Below are 12654 nucleotides of genomic sequence, written 5' to 3' on the forward strand. Positions count from 1 at the left end.
AGGCGTCGGTTTCTTGAGCATGGCGCTCATTTAACGACAAAGCCCTGGCAAGAGCCAGGGCTTTGTCAGCAGTCTGAACCGGCCTTCGGGCCGGTTTTTTTTGCCTGCAAAATGCCGCAGCCGGATCAGCCGCGCTCGAACAACGCAATCGACTCGACGTGCGACGTGTGCGGAAACATGTTCACCACGCCCGCGCCCTTCATGCGGTACCCGGCTTCATGCACGAGGAGGCCTGCGTCGCGCGCGAGGGTCGCCGGATTGCACGATACATACACGATGCGTTCGGGCAACGGCCCGTCGCCGCTTTGCGCGATGTCCGCGAGCGCCTTCGAGACGGCGAGCGCGCCTTCGCGCGGCGGATCGATCAGGAACTTGTCGAAAGCGCCGAGCGCGCGCAGATCGTCGGCGGTGACTTCGAAAAGATTGCGGCACGCGAACGACGTGTGCGCATCGACGCCATTCGCCTTCGCGTTTTCCAGCGCACGCGCGGTCAGCGCCTCGCTGCCCTCGATACCCACGACTTCGCGCGACACCCGCGCGAGCGGCAGCGTGAAATTGCCGATGCCGCAGAAAAGATCGAGCACGCGGTCCGAGCTTTCGGGTGCGAGCAGGCTCAGCGCCCGGCTCACCAGCACACGATTGATCTGATGATTCACCTGCGTGAAATCGGTCGGCTTGAACGGCATGCGGATATCGAATTCCGGCAGCGTGTACGCCAGTTCGCGATCGAGCGGATAAAACGGATACACCGTGTCCGGGCCCTTCGGCTGGAGCCAGAACTGGACGTCATGCTCGTCGGCGAATGCGCGGATCAGGGCTTCGTCGGCCTCCGTCAGCGGTTCGAGAATGCGCAGCACGAGCGCGGTCACGTCGGAGCCGACCGCGAGTTCGATCTGCGGCATGCGATCGCGGATCGACAAGCCGGCCACCAGATGACGCAGCGGCACGAGCATCGCGGACACATGCGGCGGCAGCACTTCGCAGCTCGTCATGTCCGCGACGTAGCTGCTCTTGCGCTCATGAAACCCGACCAGCACGCCGCCCTTCTTTTCGACGTGCCGCACCGTGAGGCGCGCGCGATAGCGATAGCCCCACGACGGCCCGTGAATCGGCCGGAACATCGTCTCCGCGCGCAGCTTCGACAGATGCTGCAGACTGTCTTCGAGCACGCGCTGCTTGACCGCGATCTGCGCGAGCACGTCGAGATGCTGCATCGAGCAGCCGCCGCAGATGCCGAAAAACTGGCACCTCGGCTTCGCGCGGATCACGCTTTCGCGGAGCACTTTGACCACTTGCGCCTGCTCGAAGCTCGGTTTCTTGCGATAGCTCGAATAGCTGACCCGCTCGCCCGGCAGCGCGCCTTCGACGAAAATGACCTTGCCCGGCTCGCCGTCCTCGTTGACCGTGCGGCCGACGCCGCGCGCTTCCATATCGAGCGACTCGATTTCCAGCTCGGGCGCGACGAAATCGGGATCGGGCGTGACGAATTTCGCCGGCGCGGCGCGGCGGCGATGCGAAGTTTTTCGAGCGGCTTCAGACACCTGCGTACTTCCTGGCTAACGATTGAAGGCGAGATTGTAGACGAACGTCACCCCGGCGCCGCGCTTACTTCCCGAATGCCGCCAGATACTCGGCCCAGTGCGGCGACGTTTCCTGCGCGAGCGCGTTTTTCACGAAGTTGATTTCGTCAGCATACTCGTCGGGCGTGAAGCCGCCACGCATCATCTGGAAGCGGCAATACATTAAGTACGTGTTGACGACGTCCGTCTCGCAATAGTTGCGGATTTCGTCCAGCTGGCCGTCACAGTACGCGTCCCATACCTTGCCGCCGTCCATGCCGAGCTTGCCGGGAAAGCCGCACAGCTTCGCGAGCGCATCGAGCGGCGCGTTGGCGCGCGCCTGGTACATCGCGAGTACGTCCATCAGGTCGATGTGACGCATGTGATAGCGGCTGATGTAATTGTTGAACTTGAACTCGCGGTCGTCCTGTCCGAGATCCCAGTATCGCGGCGCGGCGATGCCGTGCACCAGCGCGCGGTAATGCAGCACGGGCAGATCGAAGCCGCCGCCGTTCCACGACACGAGTTGCGGCGTGTACTTTTCGATCACGCGATAGAACGATTGAATCAGCGCCGCCTCGCCGTCGCCGGGCGTGCCGAGCGAGCGCACGCGAAAGCCGGCGTTGTCGCGGAACACGCAGGAAATCGCCGCGACGCGCTGCAGATGGTGCGGCAGGAAATCGTTGCCGACGCGCTCGCGGCGCGCTTCGAACGCGTGTTCGGCCACCTCGCGGTCGGAAAGATCGTCGGGCAAATCTTCGAGACGGCGAATGCCGTCGACATCGGGGATCGTCTCGATGTCGAAAACGAGAATCGGTGTCATTGAATCCTGGAACGCGACGCCCTTTCGGGCGCCGCCAAAGCGTTAAAGCACGGCGTCCTTACGAACGCCGTTGGAGGCGAAAAAGCGCTTGAGCCGCACGAGCGCCTCTTGCTGGATCTGGCGCACACGCTCGCGCGTGAGGCCCATCTCGTCGGCGAGCTCTTCGAGCGTCGCGGGCTCGATATGGTTCAACCCGAAGCGCCGTTCGATCACATGCCGGTGTTTATCGGACAAACGCGAGAGCCACAGGCGCGTAAGCGATTCGAGCTCGCGATGCTGCACTTCCGCGTCGGGCGACTGGCTCTGGTCGTCGGAAAGCAGATCGAGCAGGCTGCTGCCCGGGTCGAGGTCGAGCGGCGCGTCGAGCGAAGCGGTGTGCTCGTTGAGCGCGAGGATATCGGTGACTTCCTCGGGCGTCTTGCCTGTGAGATACGCGATGTCGTCGATGCTCGCGTCGCGGCGCTCGGGCGCGACGCTGTCCGTGGAATTGGCGGAATTCTTCTCGATGTGGCGCTTCGCGCGCAGCACTTGATTGAGTTCGCGGATCACGTGCACCGGCAGGCGCACCGTGCGCGCCTGATTCATGATCGCGCGCTCGATGCTCTGGCGAATCCACCAGGTGGCATAGGTCGAAAAACGGAAACCGCGTGTCGGGTCGAACTTTTCGATCGCATGCATGAGACCGAGATTGCCTTCCTCGATCAGATCGAGCAGCGGCACGCCGCGATTCAGATAACCCTTCGCGATACTGACGACGAGCCGCAAATTGCGCTCGATCATGACCTGACGCGCCTCGAACTCGCCCGCCTTCGCGAGCCGCGAATAGCGCTGCTCTTCCTCGACGGTGAGCAGCGGCTTCACGCTGATGCGGTTCAGGTAATGCTGAATGGTGTCGGCCGTGAGTTCGGCCTGCAGCAGCGAGCGGAAATCGTCGGCGTCCGGAGGGGAATCGTTTGCGCTCTCACCCGCTTCGTCACTGCCCTTTCCCCGGCTGCCGCGCTCTTCTTCGGAATCGGATTCCGAATCGATATCGACGTCGACGTTTTCGATTTCGTCGTCATGAGTCGAAGCACCGTCTTCCACCGACACTTGCAAAGGTCGGCTGATCGTCTCAGTCTCGGCTTGCGGCAGGCGGCGCTTCGTTTTTGGCATGATGGTTTCGCTTTATTGCGGCGGCAAATACTTCAGTGGGTCAACAGGTTTTCCCTGCCGGCGAACTTCGAAATGCAACATCACGCGGTCCGAATCGCTGTTCCCCATCTCAGCGATCTTCTGCCCTTTAGTTACCGCGTCTCCTTCTTTTACCATCAAAGCACGGTTATGTGCGTACGCTGTCAGAAAAGTCGCGTCGTGTTTGATGATAATGAGATTGCCGTAGCCGCGCAGCCCATTTCCGGAGTAAACCACTCGGCCATCCGCCGAGGCGTTGACTGCATCTCCCGCCGCACCGCCAATATTCAAACCCTTGTTGCTCGCTTCGCTGAACGTGCCGAGAATCGGCCCGCGCGCCGGCCAGATGAACGCCGGCTGAGCCGCCGGCGCCGTCGCGTCTGCACCCGCGCCCGGAACGCCCGATGCCATGCCCGCCGCCGCGCCCGCAGTCGCTCCCGGCGCCGCGCCCATGCCCGAATTCGGACCGTAATACGGCGGCTGCGCCGTCGCGCCCGGCTGCGGCGCGGCGTAGGTGTTCGCGCCGTTGAGCGGCTGCGCCTGCACGCCGCCGCCCACGATCGGCGCGGTCGCCACACCGGGCGTCGCCGCCGCGACGTTCGCGCCCGGAGGCGCCACGCGCATCAACTGGCCGACTTCGATCTGGTTCGGGTTGGTCAGGTTATTCCACGCTGCGATGTCGTGATAATTCTGACCGTTTTCCAGTGCGATCCGATATAGGGTGTCGCCCGGTTTTACGCGGTAATAACCCGGCGGCGGCGGACCGTTGTCCGGCGTCTGCGCCGCGGTAGTGCCGATGGGCGCGCCCGTTCGGTCGACGACCGGCGCCATGTCCATGCGCGTCGAACACGCCGCCAGCGCGGACAACGCCAGCACGCACACGCCGCGCTGCACGACGCTCAGGCGCTGGTCCGCACTTTCTACTCGCAAAGCACGCAGGATACTCATCGGTTTCAAATCACTCCGGATTTTAAGGGTACAAAGAAAACGCGATCGAGCTGCTCTTCACGCCATTGCGTGGCCGACACGCGCGTCACGAGCGTGAGCACTTGCGACTGCGCGGCCTGCGAGCCGACCGGTGCGACGAGCTTGCCGCCCACCGCCAGTTGATCGAGCAAGGCTTGCGGCACGTCGAGGCCGGCGCAGGCGATCACGATCGCGTCGAACGGCGCGGCCGCGGGCAAGCCCAGGCGGCCGTCGCCGTAATGCAGTCTGATGTTCGGCACGCGCAGCGGCCGAAGGTTGAGCTTCGCGCGCTCCGACAGCGGGCGCACGCGCTCGATCGAATAAACCTCGGTGGCGACCTGCGACAGCACCGCCGCCTGATAACCGCAGCCGGTGCCGATCTCCAGCACCTTGGCGAGCGTGCGCCCGGCCGCGACCAGTTCGATCATGCGCGCCACGACGGACGGCTTGGAGATGGTCTGGTGATGGCCGATGGGCAACGCGGCATCTTCGTAAGCCTGCGCGGCGAGCCCCGGATCGACGAACATGTGGCGCGGCACCACGGACATCGCGTTCAGCACGCGCGCATCAGTCACGCCATTGGCGCGCAGCCGTTCGACCATGCGCTCGCGCACCCGTTCCGAGGCGAGCGTCTGCGTGCTCGCGAGCGCGACGTTCGGCGCGCCCTTTCGGGTGGCGGCCGCGGCGGCGTTCGGGGCGCGCTCGGCAGGCCGCGGCGCGGCGCGCAATGCGCTCGCGCGCGGCGCGTGATGCGTTTGCGCGGCGCTCTTGTTCGCACCCGGAACCGGTTTCGCATTCGCCGCGGGCTTGACGCCGGAACGCACGGGAAAGACGGACGTGGCCGGCGTGGCGGAGGCGGCAGCCGTCGCCGGATTTTTCATCGCCGCGTTCGCCGCGCGCGCGGGCCCGGGTTTCGCCGCTTGGGGCGTCGCTGCCTTGAGCGTGGCCGCGCCGCCTTGCCTGCCGCGCGCGTCCTGCACGCGGGCCGTGGGCGAGCGCCGTTCGCGAACCAGATCCGCGAGCGCCAGCGGAAAGCGCTTGGCGCGCTCGTCGGTCATGTGCGGCCGCTCCCGGCGCGCGCCCATTCGCGCGTCTCGGCCATGAGCTTCGTATGCGTCAGGTCGAGCTGCAGCGGCGTGATCGACACGAAGCCGTTCGCGACCGCGTGAAAATCGGTGCCTTCGCTCGCGTCGAGCGCGTCGCCGGACGGGCCGATCCAGTAGATCGGGTTGCCGCGCGGATCGCTCTGGCGAATGACCGGCTGCGAAGGATGACGCTTGCCGAGGCGCGTCACTTTCCATTCGCGCAGTTGGTCGTAAGGCAGGCTCGGGATATTCACGTTCAGCAACGGATGGCCCGGCATTGGATGTTCGAGGAAATGCGCGACGATCTCGGCGGCGACGCGCGCGGCGTCTTCGAGATGCAGCCAGTCGCGGCCGACGAGCGAGAACGCGATTGCCGGTATGCCGAACATGAAGCCTTCGGTGGCGGCCGCGACGGTGCCCGAATACAGCGTGTCCTCGCCGACGTTCTGCCCGTTGTTGATGCCGGACACGACGAGATCCGGCTGATGTTCGAGCATGCCGGTGAGCGCGATGTGCACGGAATCGGTCGGCGTACCGTTCACGAAGTTGAAACCGTTCGGCGCCTGATGAACGCTCAAGGGCCGCGACAGCGTAAGCGAGTTGGAGGAGCCGCTGCAATTTTGCTCGGGCGCCATCACGGTCACTTCGCCGAGCGGCTGCAGGACGCCATGCAGCTCATTGATGCCGCGTGCCAGATAACCGTCGTCGTTGCTGAGTAGGATTCGCATCCGACGATTGTAACCGAGGAAACATGGCGCGACGACGACTCGCAAGCTCGCCTCGAACGCCTTCCCTGCCCTACACTGAGGCCACTTCAACGAGGAGAAGACATGCGCGCCGTCAGATGCAACGAACACGGATTGCCCGATACGCTTTCCATCGAAACGCTGCCCGACCTGCATCCGCAAGCCGGCGAAGTTGTCATCGACGTGAAAGCGGCGAGCGTGAATTTCCCCGACGTGCTCATCATCCAGAACAAGTATCAGTTCAAGCCGCCGCTGCCGTTTACGCCCGGCGCGGAGTTCGCGGGCGTCGTGCGCGAAGTGGGCGCGGGCGTCACGCGCCTTGCGCCCGGCATGCGCGTCGCCGCCTACACGGCGCAGGGCGCGTTTGCCGAACAGGCGCGCGCGAAGGAAGCGGCCTGCATCGCGCTGCCCGATGACGTCGATCTCGCCGAAGCCGCCGCGTTCACGCTCGCCTACGGCACCGCGTATCACGCGCTCGTGGATCGCGGCGCGTTGCGGGCGGGCGAGACACTGCTCGTGCTTGGTGCCGCGGGCGGTGTCGGCATGGCGGCGATCCAGATCGGCAAGATCGTCGGCGCGCGCGTGATCGCGGCGGCGTCGAGCGCGGAGAAGCTCGCCTTCTGTCGCGAACATGGCGCGGATGACATCATCGATTACGCGAAAGAAGATCTGCGCGAGCGCATCAAGATGCTGACGGACGGCAACGGTCCGGATGTGATTTTCGATCCGGTCGGCGGCGCGTATGCGGAGCCCGCGTTTCGCAGCATCGGCTGGCGCGGGCGGTATCTGGTCGTCGGCTTCGCGAACGGCGAGATTCCGAAGCTGCCGCTCAATCTCGCGCTGTTGAAAGGCGCGAGCATCGTCGGCGTGTTCTGGGGCGGTCACATGCAGCGCGAACACGCCCTCGCCGATCGCGAGTTCACGACGATGGTCGACTGGATCAAGGCGGGCAAGTTGCGGCCCGTCGTGACGAAGCGCTATTCGCTCGATGAAACGCCGCAAGCGCTCGACGACATGATGAACCGCCGCGTGACCGGCAAGGTCGTCATCGAGCCGTAAGCACTAAAGGCGCCGCGATTGCGCGCCGGGCAGCATGCCGATGCGCGCGGCCGGCGGCGATGCCGCGTCGGTGAAATCGGCGGCGGCGAAATGATGCTGCGCGCGCGCGTGCGTATCGTGCAGCGTCTGAAAAGCCGCCAGCACGCGCCGCACCGTCAGCATGCGTTGCCATAGCCGCTCCCTAAGCGCGCCGAACGGCAGCACCGTAAGCGGCAGCACGACGGCGCCCGGCCCCCAGCCGGGACGCCAGGAGCGCGCGAGGCCCTGACGCATGAAAAGTGACAAGGTCGGCACGCCGATGGCGGACGCGAGATGCCCGAGCCCGGAATCGTTGCCGATGAACCAGGACGACTCGGCGATCCACGTCGCGACTTCGCCCAGCTTCGGCAGCGCGTTGACCTCCCATCCTTCTTCCGCGAGATCGCCCCAGACGCCGAACTCGGCAGGCGCGACGAGAAAACTCGGTTGCCAGCGGCGATGCGTGAGTCCGCGCGCGAGCCCCAGAAACTTCTTGCGGCCCCACATCTTTTCGGGATGGCTTCCCGTGGGATGAATGGCGACGCGATTGGCGAAGCGCCCTTTCACGACGCCTGCCGGAACGACGAGACCGTTCTCGCGCGTGACGTCACGCAGGCCGAGTACTTTCGTCGCGACCTCGGCGGCACGGTCCACCATATGCTTCGAGCCGCGATATTCGGGCAGCGTCGAGACACACAAGGTTTCGCCGGAGCGGCTCAGTGCCGATGCATAGCCGGTCGGCAGCAGTTCGATCACGGTATCGAACGCGCCCTGCCAGGCATCGGCCTGTCCCACGGTGACATGGGGAAACCAATCCGCAAGATGCTCGGCGACCCAGCCGAACACGACGGGCCGATAACCGTTGCGGATGAGATTGTTGACGAGGACGAGCCCGATGAGGCTGTCACCGATCGGCGATGGCAGCGCCACCGCAATCGAACTGTCAATTCGCAAATTCATTCTTGTTCTCGCGGAATCGCGCGGACGAGCGCCGCGCCGATGGCGCGCGGTCGCACCGGATTCAGAGTGTCGCCCCGGTTGCGTGACGGCTTGATGTGCTTCGACGCCGGCTCCGGCGGGTCACGCCGCCTGGCCAGCGGACCCGCGTCGCGCGGCGCAGGAATAGCGCAGCATGATAAAGCTATCAGCCGCGCATGACCATAACCGATTCATCCGAAACCGGTCTGACGCGTTTTGTCACGAGCACGCCGGCAGCGCGCCGGGCCGCTCCCGTCAGAGCTTTTCCGTCTCGCCGGTTTTCGGCTGCCACCGCATGAGGCGCCGCTCGACCAGCGCGACGAGGCCGTCGAGCACGAGCGCGAAAGCCGTCAGCACGAGAATGCCGGCGAAGACCGTGTTGATGTCGAAGGTGCCTTCGGCCTGAAGGATCAGATAGCCGACGCCGCGCGCCGATCCGAGATATTCGCCGACCACCGAGCCGACGAAGGCCAGCCCCACCGACGTATGCAAGCTGGAAAACACCCAGCTCGTCGCGCTCGGCAGATAGACGAAGCGCAGCAGTTGCTTGCGGTTCGCGCCGAGCATGCGCGCGTTCGCGAGCACGACCGGGCTCACTTCCTTCACGCCCTGATAGACGTTGAAGAACACGATGAAAAACACGAGCGTCACGCCGAGCGCGACTTTCGACCAGATGCCGAGCCCGAACCACACGGCGAAGATCGGCGCGAGAATCACGCGCGGCATCGAATTGGCGGCCTTGATGTAGGGATCGAGCAGCGCGCTCGTCGTCGGTGCGAGCGCGAGCCAGAGGCCGACGCCCAGGCCGAACACCGTGCCGATCACGAACGCGAGCACCGTTTCGATCAGCGTCACCCAGAGGTGGATGTAAATCTCGCCGCTCGTGAACCACTCCCAGATGCGCACGAGCACCTTCTGCGGCTCGCCGAAGAAGAACGCGGCCTTGTTGGCGTCATCGAAATAGAAAGGCGGCAGGAGCGTCGGGCTCGTCAGCGCGTACCACAACACGAAACACGCGAGCAGCAGCAGCCATTGCCACACGATGAGATTGCCCCGATTCGGGCGCAGCTTGTTCCACATGGTCGACTCGTCTTATTCGGCGGCGGCGGGCTTCAGTTGCTGCTGATAGCCCTTCAACACTTCCTCGCGCAGCACGCCCCAGATCTGCGCATGCAGTTCGACGAAGCGCGGATGCGAGCGGATCTCGGCGACATCGCGCGGGCGCGGCAGATCGATCGCGAATTCGCCGATCGGGTGCGTGCCCGGCCCCGCCGACAGCACGACCACGCGGTCGGACATCGAGATCGCCTCATCCAGATCGTGCGTGATGAAAAGCACCGCCTTGCGCTTGGCCGCCCATAAATCGAGCAGTTCGTTTTCCATCAGTTGACGCGTCTGGATGTCGAGCGCGGAGAACGGCTCGTCCATCAGGATAATGTCGGGATCGAGAATCAGCGTTTGCGCCATCGCGACGCGCTTTCTCATGCCGCCCGACAGTTGATGCGGGTAACGGTCGCCGAAGCCGCCGAGGCCCACGCGCTTCAACCACTCTTCGCCGCGCGCATCGGCTTCCTGCTTCGACACGCCCTGAAATACGAGGCCGGCCGTCACGTTGTCGAGCGCGGAGCGCCACGGCATCAGCGCGTCGGCCTGAAACATGTAGCCCGCGCGCCGGTTGATGCCCGTGAGCTTTTCGCCGAAGACGCTCACGCTCCCGGATGACGGCTCGAGCAACCCCGCCGATACGTTGAGCAGCGTGGACTTGCCGCAGCCGGTCGGCCCGACCACGGAGACGAATTCACCGGGCGCGATGCCGAGCGTCGTATTGCGCACCGCCGTGTAACGGTCCTTGCGGCTCTCGCGCGAGGCGAACGTGCAGGTGACGTCGTCCAGCGCGAGCGCGTGAGTCGCTGAAGCATGAGTCGATGGCGCGTTCATCGATCAGACCTTGACGTTGGCAAGCGCCTTCTTCACGAAGTCGTTGGTCCACGTCTTCGACAGGTCGATCGGCTTGCCCTTCACGGTTTCGTCGAAGGCCTGCAGCGTCTTGAGCGACGTCGCGGGGCCATCGGCGGGCATCAGGCCGTCGGGCGACAGCGCTTCCTTGACGTGCTGCCAGGAATCGAGATACAGCGCGCGATCGCCGAGCAGATAGCTTTCCGGCACCGTCGAAATGAGGTCCTTGCCCGATGCGCTCTGCAGCCATTTCAACGCGCGCACCATGGCGTTGGTGAGCGCCTGCGTCGTGTTCGGATTCTTCGTGATGAAGCTTTGCGATGCGTACAGGCAACCCGCCGGCATGTTGCCGCCAAACACCTTGACGGTATCCGCGAGCGTGCGCGTGTCCGACACGATCCGGATATCGCCCGCGCGGTCGAGCTTGGTCATCACCGGATCGAGGTTGGCGATCGCGTCGATCTGCCCGGATTGCAGCGCGGCGATCGCGCCCGCCCCCGCGCCCACGCCGATGAACGACACATCGGTCGCCTTCAGCCCGGCCTGCGCCAGCACGAAGCCCGCCATGATCGACGTCGACGAGCCCGGCGCCGTCACGCCGATCTTCTTGCCCTTCAGATCCGCGACCGACTTGTAGTTCGGCATCGTTTTCTTCGACACGGCGAGCACGATCTGCGGCGCGCGCCCTTGCAGCACGAACTCGCGGAAATACTGATTCTTCGCCTGAAGCAAAAGCGTGTGCTCGAACGCGCCCGACACGACATCCGCGCTGCCGCCGACCGCCGCCTGCAGCGCCTTCGCGCCGCCCGCAAAATCCGCGATCTCGACTTCGAGCCCTTCGTCCTTGAAGTAATTGCGGCGCTCCGCGATGGTGAGCGGCAGATAGTAGAAGAGATTCTTGCCGCCGACCGCGATCGATACCTTGGCCTGTTCCGGCTTGTTCTGTGCGAACGCGAGCGGCATGGCCGACCAAGCTCCACCTGCGAGCACGGCGCCGCTCGCGATGAACGTTCTGCGTTTCATCGTCTTCGTCTCCTTCGAAATTTTTGTTGTCTGCGAGCGCGCTAGATCACTTTGGCAGCCCGCAGCCGCGCAATATGGTCGGCATCATACCCGAGCGTCTGAAGTACTTCATCCGTGTGTTCACCGAGTTGCGGGCCGAGCCAGCGCGTTTCTCCCGGCGTTTCCGAGAGCTTCGGCGTGACATTCGGCAGCGCGATCTCGCGGCCGTCCTGCCACGGGAAACGTTGCAACATCTGGCGCGCGATGTATTGCGGATCGGTGAACATGTCCGCGACGCTGTAGATGCGGCCCGCGGGCACATCGACGGCGTTGAGCACGGCGAGCGCCTCGTCGATGCTGCGCGTCGCGAGCCACGCGGCGATGGCGTCATCGATTTCCTGCGTGCGCGGCACGCGGCCGTCGTTCGAGGCGAGCGCGGGATCGTCGGCGAGATCCGCGCGGTCGATCGCGTTCATCAGGCGCTTGAAGATCGGGTCGCTGTTGCCGCCGATCACGATGCTGCCATCGCGGCACGGATACGTGTTCGACGGCACGATGCCCGGCAGCGACGCGCCCGTGCGCTCGCGCACCATGCCGTACACGCCGTACTCGGGCACGACGCTTTCCATCATGTTGAAGACGGCTTCGTACAGCGCGACGTCGACGACCTGCCCCTTGCCGCCGTTCACGCGCACGTGATGCAGCGCCATCATCCCGCCGATCACGCCATGCAGCGCCGCGATCGAATCGCCGATCGAGATGCCGATGCGCGGCGGCGGCAAATCCGGATAGCCCGTGATGTGACGCAGCCCGCCCATCGATTCGGCGATCGCGCCGAAGCCCGGCCGATCGCGATACGGGCCCGTCTGCCCATAGCCCGAGAGCCGCACCATCACGAGGCCGGGATTTTCCGCGGAGAGCACTTCGTAACCGAGCCCGAGCTTCTCGAGCAAACCGGGCCGGAAGTTCTCGATGACGATATCGGCTTCCTTCGCGAGCTGCCGGACGATCTCTTTGCCCTCTTCGGCCTTGAGATTCACCGTCACCGACTTCTTGTTGCGCGCCTGCACCGCCCACCACAGTGACGTGCCGCCCACTTCGGGATACAGCTTGCGCCATTTGCGCAACGGATCGCCGCCGTTCGGATCTTCGATCTTGATGACGTCCGCGCCGAATTCGCCCATGAAGCGCGCGGCGAACGGGCCGGCGATGAGCGTGCCCAGTTCCAGAACCTTGACGCCGGCGAGTGGTCCCGTCGTTGCGTTCATGGTTGCGTCTCCTTTTTTTGCCGG

At 64.8% G+C, this 12654-nt stretch carries 12 protein-coding genes; 1 reads left to right on the forward strand and 11 read right to left on the reverse strand.

Annotation, left to right across the window (positions count from 1 at the left end):
- Nucleotides 1-125 precede the first annotated feature (125 nt).
- The 6 genes from rlmD to surE form a co-directional block, all read right to left on the reverse strand.
- Entirely contained in the window at nucleotides 126-1541 is a 1416-nt protein-coding gene (rlmD, locus tag AWB70_RS31795; protein WP_053568336.1) for a 23S rRNA (uracil(1939)-C(5))-methyltransferase RlmD, read from the reverse strand.
- 64 nt (nucleotides 1542-1605) lie between these two features.
- The gene (locus AWB70_RS31800) at nucleotides 1606-2382 is read right to left on the reverse strand and encodes a 3'-5' exonuclease (protein ID WP_053568337.1); all 777 of its coding nucleotides are present in this window, start codon (nucleotides 2380-2382) and stop codon (nucleotides 1606-1608) included.
- A 42-nt stretch (nucleotides 2383-2424) separates the two neighbouring features.
- The gene (gene rpoS, locus AWB70_RS31805; RefSeq protein WP_014191616.1) at nucleotides 2425-3534 is read right to left on the reverse strand and encodes an RNA polymerase sigma factor RpoS; all 1110 of its coding nucleotides are present in this window, start codon (nucleotides 3532-3534) and stop codon (nucleotides 2425-2427) included.
- A gap of 12 nt (nucleotides 3535-3546) precedes the next feature.
- Complete coding sequence (locus tag AWB70_RS31810; protein WP_053568338.1) at nucleotides 3547-4500, reverse strand: peptidoglycan DD-metalloendopeptidase family protein; 954 nt, start codon at nucleotides 4498-4500, stop codon at nucleotides 3547-3549.
- Between the two features lie 5 nt (nucleotides 4501-4505).
- Entirely contained in the window at nucleotides 4506-5576 is a 1071-nt protein-coding gene (locus AWB70_RS31815) for a protein-L-isoaspartate(D-aspartate) O-methyltransferase (protein WP_053568399.1), read from the reverse strand.
- A complete protein-coding gene (gene surE, locus AWB70_RS31820; RefSeq protein WP_014191619.1) occupies nucleotides 5573-6331 on the reverse strand; it encodes a 5'/3'-nucleotidase SurE in 759 nt (252 codons plus the stop codon). Before surE ends, AWB70_RS31815 begins: the two co-directional genes overlap by 4 nt.
- Nucleotides 6332-6433: 102 nt before the next feature.
- On the opposite strand from surE, the gene AWB70_RS31825 reads away from it, so the two are divergent.
- Nucleotides 6434-7408: an NADPH:quinone oxidoreductase family protein gene (locus tag AWB70_RS31825; protein WP_053568339.1), complete on the forward strand. Its 975-nt coding sequence runs from the start codon at nucleotides 6434-6436 to the stop codon at nucleotides 7406-7408.
- A 3-nt stretch (nucleotides 7409-7411) separates the two neighbouring features.
- On the opposite strand, the gene AWB70_RS31830 is transcribed toward AWB70_RS31825, so the two are convergent.
- From AWB70_RS31830 to AWB70_RS31850, 5 genes are all read right to left on the reverse strand, one after another.
- Nucleotides 7412-8386, reverse strand: coding sequence for a glycosyltransferase family 9 protein (locus AWB70_RS31830; RefSeq protein ID WP_053568340.1), 975 nt, complete (start codon nucleotides 8384-8386; stop codon nucleotides 7412-7414).
- A 273-nt stretch (nucleotides 8387-8659) separates the two neighbouring features.
- Entirely contained in the window at nucleotides 8660-9484 is an 825-nt protein-coding gene (locus tag AWB70_RS31835; protein ID WP_014191622.1) for an ABC transporter permease, read from the reverse strand.
- A gap of 12 nt (nucleotides 9485-9496) precedes the next feature.
- Nucleotides 9497-10342 (reverse strand): ABC transporter ATP-binding protein, encoded by an 846-nt coding sequence (locus AWB70_RS31840; protein WP_045450702.1) that lies wholly within the window; start codon nucleotides 10340-10342, stop codon nucleotides 9497-9499.
- A gap of 3 nt (nucleotides 10343-10345) precedes the next feature.
- Nucleotides 10346-11383 (reverse strand): ABC transporter substrate-binding protein, encoded by a 1038-nt coding sequence (locus AWB70_RS31845; protein WP_053568341.1) that lies wholly within the window; start codon nucleotides 11381-11383, stop codon nucleotides 10346-10348.
- 41 nt (nucleotides 11384-11424) lie between these two features.
- Nucleotides 11425-12630: a CaiB/BaiF CoA transferase family protein gene (locus AWB70_RS31850; protein WP_053568342.1), complete on the reverse strand. Its 1206-nt coding sequence runs from the start codon at nucleotides 12628-12630 to the stop codon at nucleotides 11425-11427.
- Nucleotides 12631-12654 lie beyond the last annotated feature (24 nt).

Source organism: Caballeronia cordobensis (assembly GCF_001544575.2).
Lineage (GTDB): Bacteria > Pseudomonadota > Gammaproteobacteria > Burkholderiales > Burkholderiaceae > Caballeronia > Caballeronia cordobensis.

Coding starts and splice junctions, on each gene's coding strand:
- AWB70_RS31830 (WP_053568340.1), bottom strand. CDS start 8,386: ATGAATTTGCGAATTGACAGTTCGATTGCGGTGGCGCTGCCATCGCCG.
- AWB70_RS31810 (WP_053568338.1), bottom strand. CDS start 4,500: ATGAGTATCCTGCGTGCTTTGCGAGTAGAAAGTGCGGACCAGCGCCTG.
- surE (WP_014191619.1), bottom strand. CDS start 6,331: ATGCGAATCCTACTCAGCAACGACGACGGTTATCTGGCACGCGGCATC.
- AWB70_RS31840 (WP_045450702.1), bottom strand. CDS start 10,342: ATGAACGCGCCATCGACTCATGCTTCAGCGACTCACGCGCTCGCGCTG.
- rpoS (WP_014191616.1), bottom strand. CDS start 3,534: ATGCCAAAAACGAAGCGCCGCCTGCCGCAAGCCGAGACTGAGACGATC.
- AWB70_RS31835 (WP_014191622.1), bottom strand. CDS start 9,484: ATGTGGAACAAGCTGCGCCCGAATCGGGGCAATCTCATCGTGTGGCAA.
- AWB70_RS31815 (WP_053568399.1), bottom strand. CDS start 5,576: ATGACCGACGAGCGCGCCAAGCGCTTTCCGCTGGCGCTCGCGGATCTG.
- AWB70_RS31850 (WP_053568342.1), bottom strand. CDS start 12,630: ATGAACGCAACGACGGGACCACTCGCCGGCGTCAAGGTTCTGGAACTG.
- AWB70_RS31845 (WP_053568341.1), bottom strand. CDS start 11,383: ATGAAACGCAGAACGTTCATCGCGAGCGGCGCCGTGCTCGCAGGTGGA.
- AWB70_RS31825 (WP_053568339.1), top strand. CDS start 6,434: ATGCGCGCCGTCAGATGCAACGAACACGGATTGCCCGATACGCTTTCC.
- AWB70_RS31800 (WP_053568337.1), bottom strand. CDS start 2,382: ATGACACCGATTCTCGTTTTCGACATCGAGACGATCCCCGATGTCGAC.